Origin of the sequence: Chitinophaga sp. 22620 (assembly GCF_052044405.1) — a bacterium.
Classification (GTDB): Bacteria; Bacteroidota; Bacteroidia; order Chitinophagales; family Chitinophagaceae; genus Chitinophaga.
Genome location: NZ_JBQEMV010000001.1, coordinates 1876542 through 1899496, shown reverse-complemented (window position 1 = coordinate 1899496; position 22955 = coordinate 1876542). Strand labels below are relative to the sequence as shown.

Genomic DNA, 22955 nt, shown 5'->3' with positions numbered 1-22955 from the left:
TTTTTAATGGCATAACATACTTTGGAAGACGTTTTACATCCGTTCAGGGGCCAGCACTGGCGCCTGTCTGCCGGCCGGGCGGCATATTGGGAAGAGCAGCGGGCGCTGGTGATAGCGGACCTGCATGTGGGCAAGAGTGCGCATTTCCGCAAGGCGGGCATCGCGGTGCCGGCGAATATTGTGCAGGAAGACCTGTACCGTTTGCAGCAATTGATCACGAAATATGATCCTGTACGGGTGATCGTGGTGGGCGATATGTTTCACAGCGAAGCCAACAACGAAGTGCAGTATTTTAAGATATGGCGGCAGCAATTCCCGCACATCCGCTTCGAGCTGGTCACCGGCAACCACGACATTATGCCGGCGGCTGTTTACGGGCAGCTGGAGATCGTTATACAACCTTTCCTGCAACTTGGCGACATCTACTTCGTTCACGATCTGAAAGACCAGCCGAAGCCTTTAAACGGGCGTTATGTGCTTTCCGGGCATATTCATCCGGGGGTATGGATGGTGGGTTACGGCCGCCAGAAATTGCGGCTGCCTTGTTTTTACTTCGGAGGTGAGGGAGCGGTATTGCCGGCATTCAGCGCTTTCACGGGGCTGTATTCCGTGGAACCGGAGGAATCTTCTACTGTTTTTGTGATTGCGGAGAAAAAGATATTCAGGGTGTAGGAAAACCGGTTTTAGATAACAAATGGGCGCTCCATCAATAACAAAAACTGCAATTGCCTCACCGGTAAATTCCGGCCTTCAAAAAAGAAACCGCCTCAACACTGAATTGAGACGGCTTCTAATGGTCAACATGGGGTACTAACAAGGATGAAGTTCCCTTGCATATGACATGAGATGCATTCTTCCATGTCAAAATCTTGAAAGTGATATTATCCGGTCTAATTTTTCATCTGCTTTTTCAGCATGCTTACCTGTTCCTGCAACTGGTTCACCATGCCGGCGAGGTGGTTCACGCTCATGCGGTGCTGCTGGCCCATTTTCTGGATCACGGCGTCTGCCTGCCAGATCTCCAGCACTTCGTCCATATTCACGGCGTACGGGTCGTACTGTGGATTGTCTGATACGAGCGTTACCTTGTTCTTGGCCCGGTTGCTTTTTACAACACGTTTGTATACGATGCCTTCGCGGTTGGTTACAACGATGTAAGCCTCGTTGTTACGGATGTCCTCCCAGCCGTCCACCTTATGGCAGACCACTACGGAACCTGAAGGAGTGGGCAGCATGGAATCCCCCGCTATTTCAAATGCTCGGTAGCTGCCTGCGCCCAGCATGGGAAGGGTAAAGGTGTTCAGCTCTTCGATGAATTCATCATCATTAAAACCCGCAAGATAACCTGCGGCGGCTTTCACCGGAACAAAGACCACATTCTGGCGGGCATTGCTGCCCAGCTTCTGCTGGCGGCGGCGCTCCAGGAAACTTTCTTTCTGGGAACTGAGATCGCGGCGGAGAAGATCATCTATAGAAACCCGGAACATGTCGCTGACCTGCTCCAGTACTTCTGTGCGCGGCTCGGCGCGTTCTTCTTCATAGGCGCCCAGCAAAGACCGCTTAATGTTAAGACGGTCGGCAAATTCCTGCTGCGTCCAGCCCTTTTGCTTGCGCAGGTATTTCAGATTACGGCAAACAGTAGACATCCCTAAATAATTTAGTACAACAATGCTAACAAAATTAGCAATTATTTTTTGTATTTACCAAATTATTCTTCGCTTATCCGCTATTTTTGTGCGGACAAACTCAATTAACTATGCATGAAACTTTGTTAGGTATCCATTCCATCGTAAGGTGGCTGATACTCCTGTTCGGGATATGGGCCGTAATTCGTGCCCTCATGGGCGTTAGCGGTAAAAAACCCTATACTTCCGCCGATACCAAAGCCGGCCTTTTCTTTATGATCTTCCTGGATATCCAGTTCCTGCTGGGCCTTATCCTGTTCTTCGTCAGCCCGCTCATCAAAGCCGCCACTTCAGATATGGGCGCCGCGATGAAAAACGCAGGCCTCCGCTTTTTTACCGTGGAGCACACGCTCATGGCCCTCGTAGCCATCGCACTCGTGCACATCGGCCGCTCGAAGATCAAAAAGCTGACGGACGACGGTAAAAAACACAGAACAGCGCTGATCTTCTTCCTGCTCGCCCTCGTGCTCATCCTGGCAGCCATTCCCTGGCCGGGCCGCGAAGCTATTGGCAGGGCCTACTTCCCTTCATTCTAACAGACCGGTCGTTTTACATAAATAACCAATTCCAGAGGATAACATGCATCATCTGCTGTTATCCTCTTTTATTATCCGCCCGGCCAGCTCAACGGCAGGCCCGAACGCGGGTACAACATACCGTTTCCCTATGCGGAACAATAACCTGTTCGCCCGGAACGCATCATACACCGGAGGCTGCAGCCCGCATATGATCAGCCTCACATGATGACGGCTGCAGTCGCGCAGCAGATCGCTGATCACCTGCAGCCCGGTAGCATCTATCACCGGCACATTCCCCATTTTTATGATCAGCACTGCAGGCCTGCCGGCCGTCCAGGTAACAGCATCTCTGAATTTATAGGCAGCCCCGAAGAACAACGGCCCGTTCAGCTCAAATATTTCAACGCCTGCCGGCAACGGCATATCTCCCGCCAACAGCAACCCTTTTCCCTCGCCGTTCCCGTCCGCCAGCGCATTTACGTTACTGATCCGCGCCATGCGGCGGACAAACAGGAAGGCAGCCAGCACCATTCCTGCTTCTATGGCAACCGTGATATCGAAAATAACAGTCAGAAAAAATGTGACCAGCAGCACAGCAGCATCGCTGCCCGCGCCCCGCGCAATGTCACGGAAAGTGCCGGTTTCTGCCATATTGTAAGCCACTACCACCAGGATACCGGCCAGGCAGCTCATCGGGATCAGCGTCGTCCATTTGCCTATCACCAGCAGCGCCGCCAGCAACGTTATGGCGTGTATCATTCCCGCTATTGGCGTACGGCCTCCACTTTTCACATTCACCGCCGTGCGCGCTATCGCCCCTGTGGCCGGGATGCCGCCAACAAAAGCCGAGGCAATATTGGCGCCGCCCTGCGCCACCAGTTCCATATTACTGTTGTGTTTGCCCCCCGTCATTCCATCCGCTACCACCGCGGAAAGCAGCGATTCAATGCCGCCCAGCAGCGCGATAGCGATGGCGGGCTGTATGGCGCTTTTCACTGTGCCCCAGCTCAGCGCAGGCCAGGCCGGTACCGGCAATGAGGACGGAATGCTTCCGTACCTGCTGCCGATGGTCTCCACCGGCAAATGGAAATACTGCACCGCCAGCGTGGCCAGCAATATCGCTACCAGCGGCCCCGGTATGCGCCGTGTGATGCGCGGAGTAAAAACCACTATCAGCACAGTGAGGAAGGAAACAGCCAGCGCATACACGTTCATACTCCTGATATGCCTGAAATAGACAATCCATTTTTCCACAAAATCCACCGGCACCTGCTCCATTTGCAGGCCCAGGAAATCCTTTACCTGCGAGGAAAAAATGATCACAGCAATGCCAGTTGTAAAGCCTATGACGAGCGGGTGCGGAATATATTTAATGACGTTCCCCAACCTCGCAACGCCCAGCAGCACCAGGAATATGCCCGCCATAAAAGTAGCGATCACCAGGCCATTAATCCCCTGCGCCTGCACGATGCCATACACGACGATGATAAAAGCGCCGGTGGGCCCGCCGATCTGCACATTGCTTCCTCCGAAAGCGGAAATAATGAAACCGCCTACTATGGCGGTATACAGGCCTTTCTCCGGCGAAACACCCGAAGCGATAGCGAAAGCTATCGCCAGCGGCAATGCTACAATGCCGACAATTACGCCGGCAAGCGAGTCTCTCCCGAACTGCGCCCAGCTGTAATTTTTTAATGCCCTGAAGGATGCAGGAATAAACATATTGTTGGAAGGCAGTGTTTTTTCACTACCGCTTGATCCACATTTTCAGCAGAAGGTCCGGCGAAGCTTCCACCACCTGGTAATCAGGCGGCACTTCTTCTTCCAGGCTGTGAAAGGTAACGAGCCGGGTGCCGGAAGGCCGCGCATCCAGGGCCCTGAACAGGTAACGGGAATAATAGATGTACAGGCTGACGGAGTATTCGAGCAGGTTATCGATCCGGCCCTGCTCATCCAGGTTTTCGAAGAAAGAGTTGTAGAAATAAAAATTATCATACTCCCCCAGTTCTGCCTGCGTAAAATTACCATGGATAAAGTCGGCATTCTCCAATCCTGTAAAGGCTTTTGCGGCCATTGCATGATCATACAGCTCACGCCGCTGTTCAATGCCATAAAATAAATTATCCGGGAAAAAGTTGGCACCAATGATACAGAATTTCCCCACACCGCTGCCGATATCCAATATCTTTTTCCCCGGGCCGTTTGCCAGGAAACGGGCTGATCTTTTCGCAATGCTCAGCGGCGTCCAGTGACGGCGGGAGAGCTTTTGTATATTTTCCGGGTATAACCAGTCGAAGCTGGCATCATTTCTAAAACAGGTGGTATGCATCGCCGGGTTGTACAATTGGTAGATTTTAAAAGGTATTCACGCGTATAAGTTTCTGGTAATCTTCCGGCGTAAGCAGCGTATCGTTTTGTTTTCCAAAAACAGAAGGGGCAATGAAAAACAGCCAGCCCTTGTCCTGCGGACTTTCAAGTATGAGGTTCAAACCGCTGCCAAGGCCCTGGTTCCTGCCCAGGAACTTACATTTCACAGGCGCGCAAACGGGCAGGATAAAATCGCCCGCGAGAATTTCGGCCACCAGCGCCCCTTTTTCGATCACACCGGCAGGCCTGCACCAACGGATGCTGTCAATACTGCCTATACCGCTGAGCCTGAAAGCGGAAATGCCTACAAAGCCCACGGTTCCGTTAAAGTCAATCCATTCATGATTCTTCGTGAAATGTATACGCGGACGTGAAAGAGTTGATATTTTCATTTTGCAAAGTTACCTTTACATACCGGCCGCTGACGCAGCATAATATCAATTGCAAAATTGATAAATATCAATTCCCTGAACGAAACACCGTTATTGCTATGAGCTTGGCAGGCTTGTTTCCTATCGACAAATGGAATTTTTCCACCCAATTCATCCTGAATAATCTTCCTCCTGAAGAATACGCCGCGCTGTGCGCGAACATGACCGAGCTGCAGCTGAAAAAAGGGGAGGTCTTATTCCGGCAGGGTACTGTGCCGCAGGGATTATACGTAGTCATCCGGGGAAAAGTAAAAAAATACCAGGTTAACCGGACGGGGAAGGAACAGATCATCTATGTAGCCAATACGGGAGAGTTGCTGGGGTATCACGCGATCCTTTCCAATGAACGATACCCGGACTCAGCCGCTGCGCTGGAAGAAAGCGTGATAGGACTGATCCCGAAAGAGGATTTCCTGCATACGCTGGAAAATTCAGGCAGCCTGTCGCGGATGCTCCTGAAGTCGCTGAGCCACGAATTTACCGTGCTGGTGAACAGCATCTCTGTATTTGCCCAACGCTCCGTGAAGGAGCGGCTGGCTATCGCGCTGATCGTTCTGCGTGAAAAGTTCAAAGAAGAGCCGGCTTCGCATGAACCCGTTATTATTAACGTTTCACGCAACGACCTGGCCAATATGGTAGGCAGCGGCATCGAGAACGTGGTGCGGTTCCTGAAAGAATTCAAAACCGCAGGCATGCTGGATACCAAGGGCAGGAAGATCATCATCCTCGATGTGGGTAAACTGATCGAGCTGTCCGGCTACGGCACCTCCTGACATAAAAAAAGTAAGAACGGGAAAGGCCCGTTCTTACTTTTTTTAATTTGAAGGAATGCTTGCCACTCTCCTGCTGTATGTTCCCGGCTTTTAACCGTGGGTTTTATAAAACAACCGGTAAGAATAAATATAAGGCAGTGCTGCCAGTGCTCCCGCTGCGAAAATGAACAGGAACACCCCGCTGATGATCGGCAGGAAAATACCGGCCACAATGATACCCAGGCCGCCGAATAACCATAAGCGGCTGGCCATGTGATGCACTTCCACCCAGATGTCGTCACTCTGAAGCGTCCACGGCGTTCGTACGCCCACGAAATTATTCGGCTTCAGGTTCCGCAGATAGAGGCCGATGGCTGCAACCAGCAGTCCTACCCCGGCAAATACCCACTTCTCCAGGAAAATCTCCCGCCCGGCGCTCACCAGGTAAATAACAATGGCGGTGAATACGGCCAGGTAAATATGGATCTTGAAACGGATGTTATAATACTGCGGTAAATGGTCTTCCGCGCCTTCCATGGAACCCAGTTCGCTGAAAGGCTTGGGTATGTACCTGAAAAGGGCGTACAGTAAGCCGTTGGTGAAGAAAAGGAAGATCATGAGCAGGAGGAATTCCCGCTTTTCCACAACCCCGTCGGGCATGCCGTTGAGATTGAAATTGGTCGGGATGGTTGCAGGCAGGCTGGGCCAGATAATGCCCAGGTAGGTCATCGGCCCGAACAGCAATGCCAGCAACAGCATCTCCTTAAGATAATCCGGATGTTTCATGGCAGTTTGGGTGATTAGTTCTATATATAACTACAGTCATCGTGCCAATAAGTTTAAATCTTTTTACTAACCGCGTTAGTTTTGCTAATATTTTTAGTATTTTTGGTATAAAGAGACCGATCATGCTGCTAGACGGACAGCGCACTATAGCGCATTTTGACATGGATTGCTTTTTCGTTTCCGTGGAGTGCCTGAAGGACAAGAGCCTGAAAGGCAAACCCCTGCTGGTGGGCGGAAAGAGCGACCGCGCCGTGGTGGCCGCCTGCAGTTACGAGGCCCGTACTTTCGGCATTCATTCGGCCATGCCGATGAAAATGGCGCTCCGGCTCTGCCCGCATGCCATCGTACGCGGCGGGGATTTCGAGGAATACAGCCATTTTTCCCGGGAAGTGACAGATATTATTGCGGGTTCAGCCCCTTTGTATGAAAAATCTTCTATCGATGAATTTTACCTGGACCTGACAGGGATGGACAAATATTTCGGTTCGCTGAAATGGACGAGCGAGCTGCGCCAGCAGATCATGAAAAAGACGCAGCTGCCCATTTCACTGGGGCTTGCGTCCAACAAAATGGTGTCGAAAGTAGCCACAAACGAAGCCAAGCCTAACGGCCAGCTGTCTATTCCTTTCGGGCACGAAAAAGGTTTCCTTGCCCCGATGCCCGTGGAAAAAATCCCCATGGTAGGAAAAGAAACCGCCGCACAGCTGAGGCGCCGCGGGGTGGAAACAGTACGCACCCTGAGCGAGATACCGGTGGGGCTGCTGGAAGCCTGGCTGGGAAAGAACGGCATTGCTTTGTGGAATAAGGCCAACGGCATAGACGAATCGCCGGTGGTGCCTTATCATGAGCAGAAGTCTATTTCCACGGAAAATACATTCCCTTCGGATACGATCGACCTCGGCTTTATTCACAGCGAACTGGTGCGCATGACGGAAAAGATCGGCTTTGAACTGCGCTCGCAGAACCGGCTGACGGGCTGCGTGACGGTCAAGATCCGTTATTCCGATTTCGAGACCGTGACGAAACAGCTGAGCATTCCTTACACATCCAGCGATCATATCCTGCTGGAAAAAGTGAAAGAGCTGTTTCACCGCCTGTACGACCGGCGGCTGTTGATACGCCTGATAGGCGTGCGTTTCAGCAACCTGGTGTCCGGCAATTACCAGATCAGCCTGTTCGACGATACGGAGGATATGATCTCGCTGTACCAGGCTATCGACAGTATCAAAAGCCAGTTCGGCTGGCAATACCTGATGCGCGGCAGCAGCAGCGCGGGGAAATTTGAAGAGCAGATACAGCCATATCAGAAAGAAACAATGATCATGCACAAACGTTACCCAAAATACTGAACCCATGTATCTCAACTGCAAAACATGGTTCAGCCTGCGTTACGGCACCATCCGTACCGACGAGCTGGTAGAGCTGGCGAAGGATTTCGGCATCACTTCGCTGGCGCTCACGAATATCAATGCAACTACAGACGCGTGGATGTTCGTGCAGGAATGCCAGCAGCAGGGCATCAAACCCATCCTGGGGCTTGAATGCCGCAACGGGGCTGCATTTAAATATGTTTTGCTGGCAAAGAACATGGAAGGCTGGTTGTCCATCAACCGGTTCCTTTCGCAACATTTACAGACAGAGACCCCCTTCCCGGACGCGGCGCCCCGGCTCCCTCATACCTTCGTTATCTATGCCTGGGGCGCCCGTCCTCTCCCGTCCCTGGCCCCGCACGAACTGGCGGGTATCAGGCCGCGGGAGATGAACAAACTGTTCAGGACAGACACGAAGAAGTATGCGGACAAGCTCGTGATCCTGCAGCCGCTCACTTTCCAGAATGAAGAATCGCAGCGCCTGCACCGCGTGTTGCGTGCGGTGGATAATAACCTGTTGATCAGCCAGCTGCCGGCTGAGGACGTGGCCGGCACGGATGAATGTTTTATGAGTCCTTACCAGCTGCTGGAAACTTTCAAAGAGCTGCCGCATATCGTGCACAACACGCTGCAGGTGATGGAGCAATGCCATATCGATTTCGCGTTTGGGCAGCACCTGAATAAAAAACGTTTTACCGGCAGCCGCGGGGAAGACCGGCAATTGCTGCGGGAGAAAGCATTTGAGGGTATGGCATACCGTTACGGCCCGGATAACGAAGAAGCGAAAGCCAGGATAGAAAAGGAACTGGCGATCATCGACCTGCATGATTTTAATGCATATTTCCTGATCACCTGGGACATTATCCGGTATGCGCAGCATCGCGGTTTTTTCCACGTTGGCCGGGGAAGCGGCGCCAATTCCATCATTGCGTATTGTTTGCAGATCACGAATGTGGACCCGATCGCGCTGGATCTTTATTTCGAACGTTTCCTGAACCCTCACCGCTCTTCGCCGCCAGATTTCGATATAGATTTTTCATGGCGTGACAGGGATGAGATCACAAAATATATTTTCCGGCAATATACCTCCGAACATACGGCCCTGCTGGGTACGGTGGCCACTTTCCAGACCAATGCCATTGTGCGCGAGCTGGGGAAAGTATACGGCCTGCCCAAGCAGGAGCTGGACAAGATATTAGAGAACCCTTACCAGGTGAAACTTGGGGAAGACGGTGTGCACCAGCGTATTATCCGTTACGGCAGGATGCTGGACCGCTTCCCCAATCACCTCAGCATTCACGCCGGCGGCATTCTGATCAGCGAAGCACCGATCCATCAATACTGCGCCACACACCTGCCGCCCAAAGGCTTCAGCACTGCGCAGCTGGACATGCACCTGGCCGAAGCCATCGGCCTGCATAAGTTCGACATCCTCAGCCAGCGCGGGCTTGGGCATATCCGCGATTCCATCGACCTGGTCAAAGCCAACCAGGGAGTGGATATCGACATTCACAACGCCAAAGCTTTTATGGAAGATGAGAACGTGCGCAACGCGCTTCGTACGGTGAACACGATCGGCTGTTTTTATATAGAGTCGCCCGCCATGCGGCAGCTGCTCAAAAAACTGCGCTGCGACGATTATATCACACTGGTGGCCGCCAGCTCCATTATCAGGCCGGGCGTGGCGCAGGCGGGTATGATGCGGCAGTATGTGCTCAATTTTCACGCGCCTGATAAAGTGGAATACCTGCATCCTGTCATGAAACAACTGCTGGGGGAAACTTACGGGGTGATGGTGTACCAGGAAGACGTGATCAAGGTGGCGCACCATTATGCCGATCTCGACCTGGCGGACGCCGATACCTTGAGAAGAGCCATGGCAGGGAAATACCGGGGGCAGAACCATTTTGAAAAAATCCAAACCCTGTTCTTCGACAATTGTGCAAAACTGGGAAGGCCCCGGGCGGTGAGCGAGGAAGTATGGCGGCAGATCGCCAGCTTCGCGAATTTTTCGTTCTCCAAAGCGCATTCTGCCAGTTTTGCCGTGGAAAGCTACCAGAGCCTGTATCTTAAAACATATTTCCCGAAGGAGTTCATGGTGGCGGTGATCAACAACTTCGGCGGATTTTATAACCGTGAGCTGTATTTCCGCGAGCTGGCCCGGACAGGTGCGCAGATATTCCCGCCATGCATGAATAACAGCCAGTACTATACAACCATCAGCGGCAATGATGTGTTCGTGGGTTTTATTCATGTGGAAAAGCTGGAACAGGCCTGGATAGAAAGGGTGTTGGCCGAAAGAGCGGCCAGCGGCCCTTATACCAGCCTGGAAAACTTTACGGAACGAACAGATCCGAATCCCGGGCAGCTGGAGACGCTGATCCGTATCGGGGCCTTCAACTTTACAGGTTACAGCAAAAAAGAATTGCTCTGGAAAAGTTCTGCGCTGCTGAAAAATGATCCCCCGGAAGAATTGAAGCCGCGCCTCTTCCGCGAGCCTTCAAAAGACTGGGAATTGCCTCACCTCGCCTATCACCGGCACGAAGATGCGTTCGACGAGATCGAACTGCTCGGTTTCCCGCTGTGTTCGCCCTTTGAAGTGTTGCAACACGACCAGCAACATTATATCATGGGCGCGGACTTCGAAAAGCACCTCGGGGAAACGGTGACAGCGCTGGGTTATCTCGTAACCCTCAAACATGTGTACACGGCCAAAAGAGAACCGATGTGCTTCGGCACTTTCCTGGACAGGGACGGCAACTGGATGGATACCGTTCACTTCCCGGACAGCCTTCGTAAATACCCTTTTATGAAAAGTGGTTTTTACATCCTGGAAGGCAAGGTGACCGAAGAGTTCGGGGTGTATACCCTGGATGTATTCCGGATGCGGAAAATCGGGTTCTTTGAGGATAAAGTGAAAGAAACCGGTACCACGATGGGTTCCCTGAGCCTGGCGGCCGCGCGGTGAGCGCTCTCATTAAGCTGGTGCGGGCTCCTGATCCGGCCTGCGCCGGCTTAATGATCTTTATGCAGATTGGAAATATGTTTTGGCATAAACGGATAGCCGCCTGAAGTTACAGGGTGAGTAAGCCACCATGCAAAACTCAGCTAAACAAAAAAAGGCTGAAGCAAAACGCCTCAGCCCTTTCTATGGAAGATGATATTGTTATCAATCCAGGTTGAACAATCCTTTGTTGAGCAGCTGCAGGGTTTTCTCCTTGTACTGCCCGCCAACGAGGATGGAAATATTATGCCTGCTGCCACCGTAAGAGATCATACGCAGGGGCACCTCGTTTAATGCTTCGAAGAGTTTCTTCAGGATGGAAGGCGTAGCGGCCACTTCGTTGCCTACGATGGAGACAATAGCCTGGTGGTGATCTAGTTCCACGGTACCAAAGGGTTGTAATTCTTTCAGTATCTGGTCGAGGTTGCGCGTATCGTCGATAGTGATGGACACCGCTACTTCGGAAGTAGTGATCATATCGATCGGGGTGCGGTATTTTTCGAACACCTCGAATATTTTGCGCAGGAAGCCGTAGGCCAGCAGCATGCGGCTCGATTTGATCTTGATGGCAATGATGCCGTCTTTCGCTGCGATCGCTTTTACGCCGTTGCCGTTGGGCATTTCTGTGATGATGGTGCCTTTGGCTTCGGGCTGCATGGTATTGAGCAGTTTAACGGGAATGTTAAAATGCTGTGCGGGCCAGATAGAAGCAGGATGCAGGATCTTCGCACCGAAGTAAGCCAGCTCCGCGGCTTCGTCAAAGCTGAGTTGCTCAATCGGGAAGGTCTTTTTCACCACACGCGGATCGTTGTTGTGCATACCGTCTATATCCGTCCATATCTGCACTTCAGAAGCCTGGATGGCGGCGCCGATCAGGGAAGCGGAATAGTCGCTGCCGCCACGTTTCAGGTTGTCGATCTCACCGCGCGCGTTGCGGCAGATATAACCCTGGGTGATGAACATCATCTGGCCCTTATGCTGGTCGATCAGCGTGCTGAGCCGCACTTTCATGCGGGGGATCTCCGGTTCTTCAAACTCATCGATGCTCATGAAATCCAGCGCGGAGAGCAACACGGCGTTGACGCCGGCTTCTTCCAGGTAAGCGCAGAACAGTTTGGTGGAGAGCAGTTCCCCTTGCGCCAGTATGTCTTTATTCAACGCTTCATTAAATGATATCCTCAGGATGATGTTGAGAAATTCAAAATGTTCGTCTACAATAGCAGTGGCATTCTTCCGGCCGGCATCTGTTTTCACCAGTTCCTGCACGAAGGTGCGGTAGTGGCTTTCCAGCTTGTCTATTTGCTGTTTGGCCTGTGCCTTCTTGCCTTCAGAGCAGGATTGGCCAATCTCCACCAGCGCATTCGTGGTGCCTGAGAGGGCCGACAGTACTACTATTTTGGCATCCGGGTCTGCGGTGATCAACTTCGCTACGGCATGCATACGTTCCGGTTTACCAACCGAGGTTCCGCCAAATTTTAAGACTTTCATTTGTTATCGTGGTATATATTACTTAAAAATCGATTTTAAATTTCATCGCGATCTCTCCCAGGTCTTTCACCACGGGTTCCAGCAGCGGGATGCCTGATTCCAGGCGTTCTGCCTGCATTTCCCTTTCCGGGTCGCCCGGTATCAGCACTTTTTCATGACCTTCAGCGGTAGCGGCATTCCTGAAACGGTTGATCCAGGTATCCATATGGTCCTTAAACTCATCCGCCGGGCGGAACGCATCTACCCGCATGGCGCCAAAAAAATGGCCGAGGCCTTTCCCCACAGGATCGGCTGGCAACGGCAGGAAACTGACAAAAGGCGGCGCCCAGGGACCGTAATTGGCTCCTGAAAGCACGGCCGAAAATATATCAACTATTGATCCCAGGCAATAACCTTTATGACTTCCATGCTCCCGGTCGCCTCCCAGCGGCAGCAAAGCGCCGCCGCTCTTCAGTTCGTTAGGGTTGGTGCTGGGAACGCCATTTTTATCCTGTATCCAGCCCAGCGGCGCCTCCTGTTCTTTCCGCTGGAGTATTTCCAGCTTGCCGTTAGCTGCCGTGGTAGTGGCAAAATCAGCCACAAAGGCGGGCTGGGTGGCAGCAGGAATCGCTACTGCAATAGGATTGGTGCCCAGCATACGTTCCGTGGCAAAGGTTGGCGCCACCAGCGGGCTGGCATTGGTCATGGCCATACCGATCATATCATGCTGCAAAGCCATCATGGCATGGTAGCCCGCAATGCCAAAGTGATTGGAGTGGCGTACGCTCACCCAGCCGGTACCGGCATTCTTCGCCTTATCGATGGCCACCTGCATGGCAAAAGGCGCCACCACCAGGCCAAGACCACCATCCCCATCCACCACGGCGGTGCTGGGAGTTTCATGTACGATCCGGATGTCCGGAACCGGGTTGATGCGGCCGGCTTCCCACAGGCGGATGTAGCCGGACAAGCGGGCTACCCCATGGGAATCAATACCGCGGAGGTCCGCAGACAATAAAACGGTGGTGGCCAGTTGTGCGTGCTCAGGCGTACAGCCGATCTTCAGAAATACATCCCTGGTAAAAGCGTGCAGATGTTCGTAAGGAAAAATTTGCTCCATTATATAGTTTATGCCTGTGCAGTAGGCCCACCGAAGTTCATGGGAATGGAAACCGGCTCCTGGTCCTGTATGGTGCCGTGTGCTGCTTCGTATTTCTTTACATTGTCCACCAGCGCTTTCATCAGGCGTTTGGCATGCTGGGGGGTGAGTATAATGCGTGATTTGACCCTTGCCTTCGGCAAACCGGGCATCACATTGATAAAATCAACCACAAACTCAGACGGAGAATGCGTGATAATGGCCAGGTTAGCATATGTTCCGTCGGCAATTTCCTCGCTCAGCTCAATATTCAGCTGCTGCTGCTCATTTTGATTTTCCATTATATGTGGTTTAACGAGATACAAAAATAAAAAAAGAGGTGCCATTTCCAGCACCTCTTTTTTTATTATGGCCAGTTTTGGAATAATTCCGGATTTCCCGGCCCTTTTGCAAGAGCCATGAATCCGGAATTATAACACGGGTTGTTCAAAGATAATTATTTATCCCACCACACAGGGGTAGACAGCTCATCTGGCCCCTGCCTGGATAATGCGGCTTCGTAGTTTGTCTTGTTCAGGTCGCGTTCGGTGCCGATATAGCACTGCCTGCGAGGAATCTGCCCGCCTACATTCACGGCGTCAGGAGCGGGCGCCAGCACAGGGTAACCTGTTCTCCGCCATTCGGCCCAGGCTTCATAACCATTGCCCAGGTAGAAATTCAGCCATTTCTGGGTCTGAATGCGTTCCAGTTTTACGGCTGCGGTCTGAACAGGCGTGAGCACCACGTTGAGGCCGGTGCTATACGTCAGTATCTCCGCATCAGAAATGGTTTTCGCGGCAAGGCCATGCCATTTTTGGAGGGAAGCGGCGATGCCCCTGTTGTACCAGGTGATCATTTCCGCGTCTCCGCCGGGGATCCAGCCGATGAGGGCGGCTTCAGCCATGGTGAAACATGTTTGCGCGTAGGTGGTGATCAGTGCCGGGAAGTTCTGCGCTGCGGGCGTGGTGCCTATCAGGCTGTAATCGCCGGTGCTATACTGTTCGTTGATGCCGTAAGGCACGCCGGTATAGGTTCCAGCGGCATTTGCGGGAGACCGTGCATAGATGGACAGGCGCGGATCGGCCAGCAGCTTCAGTTTATCGATCATGGTGTTGCTCACCCCGTAATCGTAACGGCTGCGGTAGTTGGTATACCAGGGACTTTCGAATGCCTGAACGGCCTGGTAAGGGAAAGCGGCGTCATCTGTGTTCGCGCCGATGAGGCCTGCGGCAACTGCTTCCGTGAAAGCGGTGCGGCCGGCCGCTGCTTCGGATGTAGCGGCAAGGCGCAGCGCAGCAATAGCGCGCAGCGTGTTGGCCCAGCGTTTCCATTTTCCAAAATTGCCGTCGAACAGCGGATCGTTGGGCATGGCCACAGTGATCTGCGCAGAGGCTTCCTTGAATTCCTTCAGCAGGTCGAGGTAGATCTCGCGCTGCGGTGTGAATGTAGGTTTGGTATTGGAGGCACCTTTAAGCGCTTCGAAGTAAGGAATATCGCCCCAGCGGTCCGTCATGGTCAGCATAAGAAAACCGCGCAGAACACGGGCATGGCCGATCTGGTTGGCGTTCAGGCTGTTGTCCAGCACGGCCTTGGTGTCTTTCGTTGCGGGATCCGTATTCATATCGATGATCCTGGTAAGGTCCATCAGCGGGCCGGCATAGATGGCGTTATAGCTGTATTCCCGGTTGAAATAGCGGGATTCGTTGTTGTATACGTATTCGGCAAGATGCTGCACATACAGCACGCCGCCTGCGGCGTTGTTAATACCGCCGATGCCTAGTACCGCACTGCCGAACAGGAATTTGGTGCTGGGCTGGCTGGCTTGGTTAGGGTTCACGTTGAGGTCGCCGAAATCCTTGTTGCAGGATACGGTGCCTGCCAGCGTAATCCCCAGCATTACCGCAGCCCCTATATGTTTTAACCTGATGAGTTTCATATCTTCTACGGTTTTGATGTTAGAAAGTAACTTTTACGTTAAAGCCGATGGAACGTGTGCCGGGCAGCTGTCCGCCTTCGAGCCAGGAAGATTCCAGCTCCGATGGATCGATGCCTTTGGTCGCACTATGGATCAGCCAGAGGTTCTGCCCGATCACCGCTACGTTAATGCCTTTGAAAGGCGTATTGGTCAGCATACGGGTCGGGAAAGAATATCCCACGGCCAGTTCGCGCAGTTTCACGTAAGAAGCGTCGTATGTCCAGTTTTCCCAGAGGGAGAACAGGTAAGACTGGTACAGTTCTTTAGTATCTGCATATACTTCGTTCGGTTTGCCGGAATTGGCATTAATGGCATCCAGCTTCACACCGCCGCCATCGTCAACTGCATTGCGTTTGGGATTGCCTTTATCGTTCAGGCCGGCGGTTTCAGCAGAAAGGCCGGAACCGGACATGAACATCTTGGAAATAGATACGAACTTGCCTCCTTTCTGGAAATCCAGGGAGAAGTTGAGGGAGAAGCTCTTGTAATAGAAACCGGAAGCAACGCCGCCGGTCCAGTCCGGTGTTACATAACCCAGTTCAACGCTGTTGTTCAGCAGGGGATAACCATCGTCGTCCACCAGCATTTTGCCGGTAGCTTCATCTCTCTGGAAGCCGCCGCCCATGATGAGGCCGTAGGAAGAACCTTTTTTGGCGTTGAGGGAAGCACGGGGAGAGCCTACGAAACCGAATGAAAGCGCGGAACCGTCAAGCGCTACCTGCAGGTTTTCCACATCCGGAGCGATAGACACTACTTTGTTTCTCATGAAAGCAAAGTTCACGTCGATATCCCAGCTGAAATCCTGCATCTTCAGCGGAGTGGCGCCGATAGTGAATTCCCAGCCTTTATTGATCATTTCGCCGGAGTTGATCCTGCGGGCGGAGTAGCCGGAAGAGCTGGGCACAGTCACGTCCACGATCTGGTCCACGTTCTTACGGTAGAAGTAGTTCACGTCCAACCTTGCGCGGTTGTTGGCAAACTGGAGTTCGGTACCGATCTCATAGCTGGTAGACAGTGCGGGGCGGAGGCTGTCGTTAGGCCTTGTATCCGGCACGCTCATGCGGGAGTAGGTGGCGCTGCCTGATTTCGGGAAATTGGTTCCCAGCGCAAACGTTTCCTGCGTATTGTAGGGATCTGTATCCGTACCAAGGCGGGCAACGGAAGCGCGCACCTTACCAAAGCTCAGCCAGTCGCGGGTATTGAGCACTTCGGTGAATACAAAGGAAGTGCTTAAGCTACCGTAAACGTATGAGTTGTTGAAAGAAGGCAGGGTGGAAGAAATGTCGTTACGCACCGTTGCGTCGAGGTACAACATGTCCCTGAAACCAACGCCGGCGTAGCCGAACAGCGAGTTCACCTTACGCTCCTGGATCAGGTTGGTGGTTACTTTTTCGTTGAGGGAGTTACTCACATTGTATACGTCGGGCAGGATGAAACCACCTGCTGTAGCGGACGTTACGCGGTAGCGGGTACGGGTGTTCAGCTCGCCCCAGGCGCCGGCGCGCACAGAAAAATCTTTGATGGTTTTTTCGTACTCGATATTGGCGAGGTAGGAAACTTCCGTGCGCTTGTCTTCTTCAGTGGAGAAAGAAGGCGGATCGAGCGTGTAGGAAGCAACGCGGTTATCACCATTGGTGTTTTCAAAAGTACCACGGGCGATCACACCGGCTTTGAAGCCGTTCATAAAATTGTAATTCAGCGTTACCTGGCCGTATATGGTCTGTATGTAGTTATGGCGGATGTTTTCGTTCGCCTCGGTATATGGGTTATCCCAATATTTCGGCGCAACGTTGGTGGGGCTGGTGATGTTCCAGCTGCGGAAGCTGCCGTCCGGGCGTTTGTAGTATTCTTTCAGCTTGTCGATCTCCAGGTTGCGGTGGAACCACTGGTTGAAAGAACCGGTTGTCTGGGTACCGTAACCCTCGCGGGGAACGTTAAAGAGATATTCATTTACGTAGTTGACGTTGGTGCTCAAGGTCAGCCTGTCGGTCATATTAAGGCTGCCGTAGTAGCTGAGCCAGTTCTTCTGCTGCTTGGAGTTCGGGATCACACCGGTGCGTGTCAGGTTGGTGAAGGAGAAGCGGTTCGTCATTACGTCGCTGCTCTTCGCGAAAGACACGGTGGTGTTATTGGCAACGCCGGTCCTGAAGAAGTCGCGCACATTATCCGGCTGGGCTACGAAAGGTTTCTGGATGCCGAAGTCGGAGGGATTGACTGTTTTATCCCAGGCATACCAGGGTGCGTGCATGGTGCCGTCCATCCGGGGGCCCCAGCTTTCGTCCACTTCATAGTTGTAATATTTGGCGCCGTCCAGTTTGGCAAGGGCGGGATCGTGCGTGCCGGGCTGGTATGCGAAGGTTCTCCATTCCTGTGAACTGCCGCCGCCGTATTCGTTCTGGTAGTCAGGCAGCACGTAGACGTTTTCGAAGGTGGTGGTGTGGTTTACGGTAAGACCGATACCGCCGCCGGATGTTTTCTTGGTGGTGATCACCACTGCGCCTTCTGATGCGCGCTGGCCATAGAGCGCCGTAGCGGCAGGACCTTTCAGCACGGTGAGCGAAGCCACATCATCCGGGTTGATCGCGGTGTTGGGAGTGATCACGCCATCTACCACGTAAATGGGGTTACCGCCGGTGAGGTTGTTCACACCGCGCAGGCGTATCTGCATGGTGCCGAACTTGGCGCCGGAACCGCCGCGAAGCTGCACCCCTGCCACTTTACCGGCGATGGCCGTGTTGAGGTCCGCCTGTTTGGTTTGCGTGATCTTGTCCGCTTTGATCTCCTGTACAGCATAACCGAGGGACTTTTTCTGGCGGTTCATGCCGAGGGCGGTCACTACCACTTCTTCAAGACTTTTGGCATCTGGTGCGAGAGACACCGAAACGGAAGTGAGGCTTCCTAAAGGGATTTCTTTTGCGAGGTAACCAACGCTCCGGACAATGAGGATGACATTAGTGCCAGATACGGAGAGAGAAAAGTTACCTTCCTGGTCGGCAGTGGTTCCGGATGTAGTGCCTTTAATCTGGACGGTGGCAAAGGCTATGGGAGCACCATCGTCTCCCACTACCTTGCCCGTCACCTGGCGCTGCTGGGCAAATGCCAGGCTGACGCTCACCATCATCATGGTGATGAACAGTAAAGCTTGTTTCATAAAATAGATTCAGATTTTGGATGAGAAACATGTTAATAAATAGGCGGAATAAAGATTCTATTGGTTCAGGTCATAATTGCAGTTTAGCTTGGTTGTAGAATATTGTTTTAACGGAATAACTGGTTATCAAGTACAGGTTTTATAGATGAAGGCCGGTTAGGCAAAAAGCTCTCCCGATTTAAAAAATATTGATTTTTTAAATGCAATTTAAAATCCTGGGTTTTGGATTGGCAGGTAAAAGAATGGCAGTTTTTACCGTCTGGTTTTGTGAATTGATGCCGTTGGCTAATGAAATGGATTACCCATTCATGTGTCTCGGATTTAGATTTAGAGTTCAGTTTCGATTTAGATGATGACCTTTTTTCTTCTGTTACTACTCAGTTAAGCATTGTTAGGATGAACGGTAAGTAACCACTACTGATCTTGGATGTTGACTGTAATGATTTTGGATGATAGGCGTAAGTTAGTAATTTATTTTACTTCACCATCATCCGGGGTTAAACTTTTGTTAAACCCCCTGCTAGATAACTTTACAAGTCATTGTAAAACAACCTGATACAAGCAGAAAAAAACATGAAAAAAATTTCACCCTCGGATTGAGAGGGTTTACCAACTGAACTGTAATTGCAGCTGCAGGCTTGTTTTCCTGCCGCCCGCGATCTCTTCCAGGCCCGTGCCATTGCTTTCCCTGCCGGGGTATACAGATTGTTGCCAGCGGCACCATAGGGTTAGTCCTGTAAATACTTGGTACAGCAACTGTGCATGCCCGTTATGCCCTCTACCTGAAAACCGGGATAAGGACTGATCTCCGGGGAATCCCAAAGCGGCGAGATATAATCCATCCGTTTCCGCGGTATCGAACCATGTGTATCCGGCGCTCAATTTCCACTTGCCCCATCGCGCCTGCACCTGTTGGTACAACAGCCAGCTCTCGCCTCCTTTACCGAATGCCGCCTGCACTCTCCCGTTCCATGTTACCCGCTGATCTACCGGCAAACCAGCCCGTGCGCTGATATGGTGCCTGCGTTCCTGATCAACGAACCGCTGCCGCAGCGGCGCTTCTTTCACATCCACCGGCGACTGTGCGTACCGGTAAGTAACATTTAACAACGATTTCTTCTCCGGCATCCATTGAAGGAACAGCAGTGCGTCCGTTCCCCCGGCCGGCGCGCTCACGCGGTATCTCAGCCAGGGCGACCGGAACACGTCCGCATAGGCCGCCAGCAACCACTTCGCTCCCCATTTGCACTGTATCCCCAGGTATATGCCGCTTTCATTTCCCGGCGCGCTGCTTTCACCGAATGAATTACCGTACATGCTGCGGTATGCCTTATGCTCGTAACGGTAAAGCACCGCAAGGTCTATCCGAGAGCTCAACGCCGCCAGCAAGCTCTGCAGCAGTGCCGGGTTTCCTCTTCCATCCACTGCTGCTTCCCCAAACAGGTGGATATTCCGCCAGCCAAATGCATGATCCACGCTGGCATTGTACACCCGTTCTCCCTGCAATGCGTATAGCCGGTACAGTTCTTCTCCTTTCTTTAATGGATGCGAATACTGATGCCCTAATACATTCAGCGCAACATGTCCCTGCTTCAGCCGCCGTTTTATTACAGCGCCGGCAGTAAGCTGGCGCAAGGTATTCCGTAATGCCAGCTCGGAAGCCGTTCTATGGTACCCCGCACTGGAAAGCGTTCCCTCTTCAAACGCCTCCCCATCCACCGTACTGTCTTTTTCCATACTTAATCTTCCATCTAGCGACCGGTACGATATAAATCCTGTGACGCTGAATTTTCCCGCTTCCCATGTAACCCCCGCACCACGGTAAAAGAAGAATTCCCCGGCTGAAGCATACGGCCGCAACACTTCGCTCTCCCGTTTCACCTGCATCGCTGCCGCGCTTTTCCCGAAAGACAGTCCCTGCCACTGTACCAGGCCCTGCCCCATGTTCACCGTGTAATCTCCCAGCGCCAGTACCTCCACTTTCCCCAGCCGCTGCAAAAACAAATGGAACCCAATATGATCCGCCACCCAGGGCATTCCTTTCCTCAGCCAGGTTTCGCCTGCATCCTTCTCCATCACCAATCCCCAGCTGGCATAGCGGCCAAACCTGTACCGGTACCGAAACAATATTTTATCGGGACTTCCGAGATATTTCACCACGCCGCTGTCCTTTCGCCTGTAACCCTCCGCCAGCTCCAGGCCGCGGCTGTAACGTATCTCCAGCTGGTGTTTCCCCTTACCGAAATAATCCTTCAAAGTATAATACGGCTCCAATCCTGTACCCGCCTGTACATAAGGCAGCAGGGAACGGATCAGCGGAAGCTCAAAGCCCGGCACGGCCTGCAGCTCATAGATAGAAACCAGCGGACCGAGCGTTTCACGGTATTGCAAAAATGTATTCACCTGCAAAGCATCCAGCAACCCCAGCCCGTGCAATGCAGCAGCATCCGCTGTATTCAGGTTCAGTTTCCGTTTTGTATAGGCTGTGAGTTCCTGGTATTGTTCATCGTTTTCCTGTGCCTGCTCCTGCCCTTCCAACCTCTCCATTTCACGGCCTGCGCTTTGTTCCTGCCGCATCTCCATCGGGTGCTCTTCTTCCTGGCCCTTTGCACGGATCACAACGCATAAAAACAATGTTACAATGAGCAAATATTTCTGTACAAACGACGAAGCATTTTTCCGGTAGAACCTTTCCTGTGACCTCATTCTGGTATCGTCACGGCACCAAAATTTTGACGCAGGCGATGAAACCTTTTCCCGGTAATATTTCCCGCAACCTCCCCCTCCCCGGCCATCCCGACACTCAAATTTACACGCAAGCCAGGAAGCTCTCCCATCCTTCATTCTCTTCCCCATAACAATGAAATACCCGGCGTAATGCCCAGCGTGTAATGAAAACTCCCCGTCACCCCGATCTTCCAGCGCCCGCCCCCATAGCCGACCCCGGCAAACTGGTATACCGGCTGCGTTGCCCAGCCTCCCAGCACAACGAACCGCTTTAACGGCGAATAAGCGCATTGCACCCGTACAGACAGCGGCATCGTCACATCCTTGCGCATCACCGCTTCCAGCCGCAGCTGCTCCGAAGCCCGGTATCCCAGCGTTACCATTCCCGCAGCATCATTACCGCCAGGATGATACAAATGCATCCCCATGTTGAACTGCGAAGTCAGCTGCCAGTCCACCCCCAGTTCCCCGCCCGCCCCGCCGGGCCTGTAATTCAATCCTGCAGCGGCCTTCAGCCTCTTCCCTAACGGCAACGCATATCCCAGCCCCAGCAACTGCTCCCGGTAAAGCCGGTAACCCAGCTGCCATAACTTTACGCCTATCACGCCGCCCGCCAGCGGCACGCCCAGCGCCAGTGCCTGCACGCTCAGCTCGCGCAGCATAAAACGCCGCTCGGTATAAGCGCCCGCAGTAAAATGCTCCAGCGACGCCATCCGCGCAGGGTTCTGAAAAACACTGAATACTTCTGAAAAACTCCCGCCCACCGGGATGCGGGGAGCCTGCATGGTTAATAGTTGCAGGCAAAGCTGACAAACAATGACTATCATGTTATTCCTGGTTAAACAAACAATGCCGTAAAAATAAAGGGGAGTAGGATATGCAGCAAAAAAAATATCTCCGGAATTCGGAGATTCCGGAGATACAATTCGTTATAAAGATCAGAATAAGCCGTACAGCTCTGAATCTACACGGGAGATAATTTCTCCGAGATCCTCTTCCTTGTCAGGGAATTTATTTTTGTCCACATCAATGATCAGCAACGGCCCATCCTTGTACTTCTCGATCCAGGCGTTATAGAATTCGTTCAGCCGCTTCAGGTAGTCCAGCCGGATATTTTCCTCGTATTCCCGCCCGCGCTTCTGTATCTGCGCCACCAGCGTGGGAACGGAGGCCTGCAGGTAGATCAGCAGGTCCGGCGGCTTTACCATCGATTTCAGGGTTTCGAAAAAGTTGAAATAATTATCGAAATCCCTTTTGGTCATCAGTCCCATCTCATAAAGGTTGGGCGCGAAAATATGCGCGTCCTCGTAAATGGTCCGGTCCTGGATCACGGTGTCTTTCCCATGCTGTATATCCACCAGCTGCTTCAGCCGGCTGTGCAGGAAGTAGATCTGCAGGTTAAACGACCAGCGCGGCATATCATCGTAAAAATCGCTCAGGTAAGGGTTATGCTCTACATCTTCAAACTGCGGCACCCAACGGTAATGTTTGGCCAGCATTTCGGTCAGCGTAGTTTTTCCGGCGCCGATGTTGCCGGCTATCGCTATGTGCTTGATCTTATTTTTTGCCATGCATGGGGGTGTA

Annotated in this window: 18 protein-coding genes; 5 read left to right on the top strand and 13 right to left on the bottom strand. The window is 52.4% G+C overall.

Annotated elements, in window-relative coordinates; all coding sequences use genetic code 11:
- Window positions 1-21 precede the first annotated feature (21 nt).
- Window positions 22-672: a ligase-associated DNA damage response endonuclease PdeM gene (gene pdeM, locus ACTJIK_RS07755; protein ID WP_440645790.1), complete on the top strand. Its 651-nt coding sequence runs from the start codon at window positions 22-24 to the stop codon at window positions 670-672.
- Window positions 673-890: 218 nt separating this feature from the next.
- On the opposite strand, the gene ACTJIK_RS07750 is transcribed toward pdeM, so the two are convergent.
- Window positions 891-1646 carry an XRE family transcriptional regulator gene (locus ACTJIK_RS07750; RefSeq protein WP_346315990.1) on the bottom strand — a complete coding sequence of 252 codons (756 nt, stop codon included), beginning with the start codon at window positions 1644-1646 and terminating at the stop codon, window positions 891-893.
- Between the two features lie 110 nt (window positions 1647-1756).
- Between ACTJIK_RS07750 and ACTJIK_RS07745 the strand changes: the two genes are divergently transcribed.
- Entirely contained in the window at window positions 1757-2221 is a 465-nt protein-coding gene (locus ACTJIK_RS07745; RefSeq protein ID WP_440645789.1) for a hypothetical protein, read from the top strand.
- A gap of 48 nt (window positions 2222-2269) precedes the next feature.
- On the opposite strand, the gene ACTJIK_RS07740 is transcribed toward ACTJIK_RS07745, so the two are convergent.
- Genes ACTJIK_RS07740 through ACTJIK_RS07730 form a run of 3 tightly spaced genes read right to left on the bottom strand, consistent with a single transcriptional unit; the run spans window position 2270 to window position 4962 of the window.
- Window positions 2270-3925 carry a SulP family inorganic anion transporter gene (locus ACTJIK_RS07740; protein WP_440645788.1) on the bottom strand — a complete coding sequence of 552 codons (1656 nt, stop codon included), beginning with the start codon at window positions 3923-3925 and terminating at the stop codon, window positions 2270-2272.
- Between the two features lie 25 nt (window positions 3926-3950).
- Window positions 3951-4532 carry a methyltransferase gene (locus ACTJIK_RS07735; RefSeq protein WP_440645787.1) on the bottom strand — a complete coding sequence of 194 codons (582 nt, stop codon included), beginning with the start codon at window positions 4530-4532 and terminating at the stop codon, window positions 3951-3953.
- A 25-nt stretch (window positions 4533-4557) separates the two neighbouring features.
- Window positions 4558-4962 (bottom strand): hypothetical protein, encoded by a 405-nt coding sequence (locus ACTJIK_RS07730; RefSeq protein WP_440645786.1) that lies wholly within the window; start codon window positions 4960-4962, stop codon window positions 4558-4560.
- Window positions 4963-5060: 98 nt separating this feature from the next.
- On the opposite strand from ACTJIK_RS07730, the gene ACTJIK_RS07725 reads away from it, so the two are divergent.
- Window positions 5061-5774, top strand: coding sequence for a Crp/Fnr family transcriptional regulator (locus tag ACTJIK_RS07725; RefSeq protein WP_440645785.1), 714 nt, complete (start codon window positions 5061-5063; stop codon window positions 5772-5774).
- Window positions 5775-5864: 90 nt separating this feature from the next.
- Here the strand turns inward: ACTJIK_RS07725 and ACTJIK_RS07720 are convergent, their stop codons facing one another.
- Entirely contained in the window at window positions 5865-6539 is a 675-nt protein-coding gene (locus tag ACTJIK_RS07720) for an SdpI family protein (protein WP_440645784.1), read from the bottom strand.
- Between the two features lie 122 nt (window positions 6540-6661).
- Here ACTJIK_RS07720 and dinB point away from each other — a divergent pair, with 122 nt between their 5' ends.
- A complete protein-coding gene (gene dinB, locus ACTJIK_RS07715) occupies window positions 6662-7888 on the top strand; it encodes a DNA polymerase IV (protein ID WP_440645783.1) in 1227 nt (408 codons plus the stop codon).
- Window positions 7889-7892: 4 nt separating this feature from the next.
- A complete protein-coding gene (locus ACTJIK_RS07710) occupies window positions 7893-10877 on the top strand; it encodes a DNA polymerase III subunit alpha (protein WP_440645782.1) in 2985 nt (994 codons plus the stop codon).
- Between the two features lie 201 nt (window positions 10878-11078).
- On the opposite strand, the gene ACTJIK_RS07705 is transcribed toward ACTJIK_RS07710, so the two are convergent.
- From ACTJIK_RS07705 to ACTJIK_RS07670, 8 genes are all read right to left on the bottom strand, one after another.
- Window positions 11079-12401, bottom strand: coding sequence for an aspartate kinase (locus ACTJIK_RS07705; RefSeq protein ID WP_440645781.1), 1323 nt, complete (start codon window positions 12399-12401; stop codon window positions 11079-11081).
- Between the two features lie 22 nt (window positions 12402-12423).
- On the bottom strand, window positions 12424-13500 hold the full coding sequence (locus tag ACTJIK_RS07700; protein ID WP_440645780.1) for an Ldh family oxidoreductase: 1077 nt from the start codon (window positions 13498-13500) through the stop codon (window positions 12424-12426).
- Window positions 13501-13508: 8 nt separating this feature from the next.
- Window positions 13509-13820 (bottom strand): DUF3467 domain-containing protein, encoded by a 312-nt coding sequence (locus ACTJIK_RS07695; protein ID WP_440645779.1) that lies wholly within the window; start codon window positions 13818-13820, stop codon window positions 13509-13511.
- A 155-nt stretch (window positions 13821-13975) separates the two neighbouring features.
- Window positions 13976-15454 carry a SusD/RagB family nutrient-binding outer membrane lipoprotein gene (locus ACTJIK_RS07690; RefSeq protein WP_440645778.1) on the bottom strand — a complete coding sequence of 493 codons (1479 nt, stop codon included), beginning with the start codon at window positions 15452-15454 and terminating at the stop codon, window positions 13976-13978.
- A gap of 19 nt (window positions 15455-15473) precedes the next feature.
- The gene (locus ACTJIK_RS07685; protein WP_440645777.1) at window positions 15474-18644 is read right to left on the bottom strand and encodes a SusC/RagA family TonB-linked outer membrane protein; all 3171 of its coding nucleotides are present in this window, start codon (window positions 18642-18644) and stop codon (window positions 15474-15476) included.
- Between the two features lie 606 nt (window positions 18645-19250).
- Entirely contained in the window at window positions 19251-21263 is a 2013-nt protein-coding gene (locus ACTJIK_RS07680) for a ComEA family DNA-binding protein (protein WP_440645776.1), read from the bottom strand.
- A gap of 221 nt (window positions 21264-21484) precedes the next feature.
- Window positions 21485-22198, bottom strand: a complete 714-nt coding sequence (locus tag ACTJIK_RS07675) for a hypothetical protein (protein WP_440645775.1) — start codon at window positions 22196-22198, stop codon at window positions 21485-21487.
- Between the two features lie 111 nt (window positions 22199-22309).
- The gene (locus ACTJIK_RS07670; protein WP_346316006.1) at window positions 22310-22942 is read right to left on the bottom strand and encodes a deoxynucleoside kinase; all 633 of its coding nucleotides are present in this window, start codon (window positions 22940-22942) and stop codon (window positions 22310-22312) included.
- Window positions 22943-22955 lie beyond the last annotated feature (13 nt).

Bases quoted from the DNA above. Each gene is read 5' to 3' on its own strand.
- dinB (WP_440645783.1), top strand. From the start codon at position 6,662: ATGCTGCTAGACGGACAGCGCACTATAGCGCATTTTGACATGGATTGC.
- ACTJIK_RS07740 (WP_440645788.1), bottom strand. From the start codon at position 3,925: ATGTTTATTCCTGCATCCTTCAGGGCATTAAAAAATTACAGCTGGGCG.
- ACTJIK_RS07745 (WP_440645789.1), top strand. From the start codon at position 1,757: ATGCATGAAACTTTGTTAGGTATCCATTCCATCGTAAGGTGGCTGATA.
- ACTJIK_RS07700 (WP_440645780.1), bottom strand. From the start codon at position 13,500: ATGGAGCAAATTTTTCCTTACGAACATCTGCACGCTTTTACCAGGGAT.
- ACTJIK_RS07670 (WP_346316006.1), bottom strand. From the start codon at position 22,942: ATGGCAAAAAATAAGATCAAGCACATAGCGATAGCCGGCAACATCGGC.
- ACTJIK_RS07690 (WP_440645778.1), bottom strand. From the start codon at position 15,454: ATGAAACTCATCAGGTTAAAACATATAGGGGCTGCGGTAATGCTGGGG.
- ACTJIK_RS07725 (WP_440645785.1), top strand. From the start codon at position 5,061: ATGAGCTTGGCAGGCTTGTTTCCTATCGACAAATGGAATTTTTCCACC.
- ACTJIK_RS07735 (WP_440645787.1), bottom strand. From the start codon at position 4,532: ATGCATACCACCTGTTTTAGAAATGATGCCAGCTTCGACTGGTTATAC.
- ACTJIK_RS07705 (WP_440645781.1), bottom strand. From the start codon at position 12,401: ATGAAAGTCTTAAAATTTGGCGGAACCTCGGTTGGTAAACCGGAACGT.
- ACTJIK_RS07720 (WP_440645784.1), bottom strand. From the start codon at position 6,539: ATGAAACATCCGGATTATCTTAAGGAGATGCTGTTGCTGGCATTGCTG.
- ACTJIK_RS07675 (WP_440645775.1), bottom strand. From the start codon at position 22,198: ATGATAGTCATTGTTTGTCAGCTTTGCCTGCAACTATTAACCATGCAG.
- ACTJIK_RS07750 (WP_346315990.1), bottom strand. From the start codon at position 1,646: ATGTCTACTGTTTGCCGTAATCTGAAATACCTGCGCAAGCAAAAGGGC.
- ACTJIK_RS07695 (WP_440645779.1), bottom strand. From the start codon at position 13,820: ATGGAAAATCAAAATGAGCAGCAGCAGCTGAATATTGAGCTGAGCGAG.
- ACTJIK_RS07685 (WP_440645777.1), bottom strand. From the start codon at position 18,644: ATGAAACAAGCTTTACTGTTCATCACCATGATGATGGTGAGCGTCAGC.
- ACTJIK_RS07730 (WP_440645786.1), bottom strand. From the start codon at position 4,962: ATGAAAATATCAACTCTTTCACGTCCGCGTATACATTTCACGAAGAAT.
- ACTJIK_RS07710 (WP_440645782.1), top strand. From the start codon at position 7,893: ATGTATCTCAACTGCAAAACATGGTTCAGCCTGCGTTACGGCACCATC.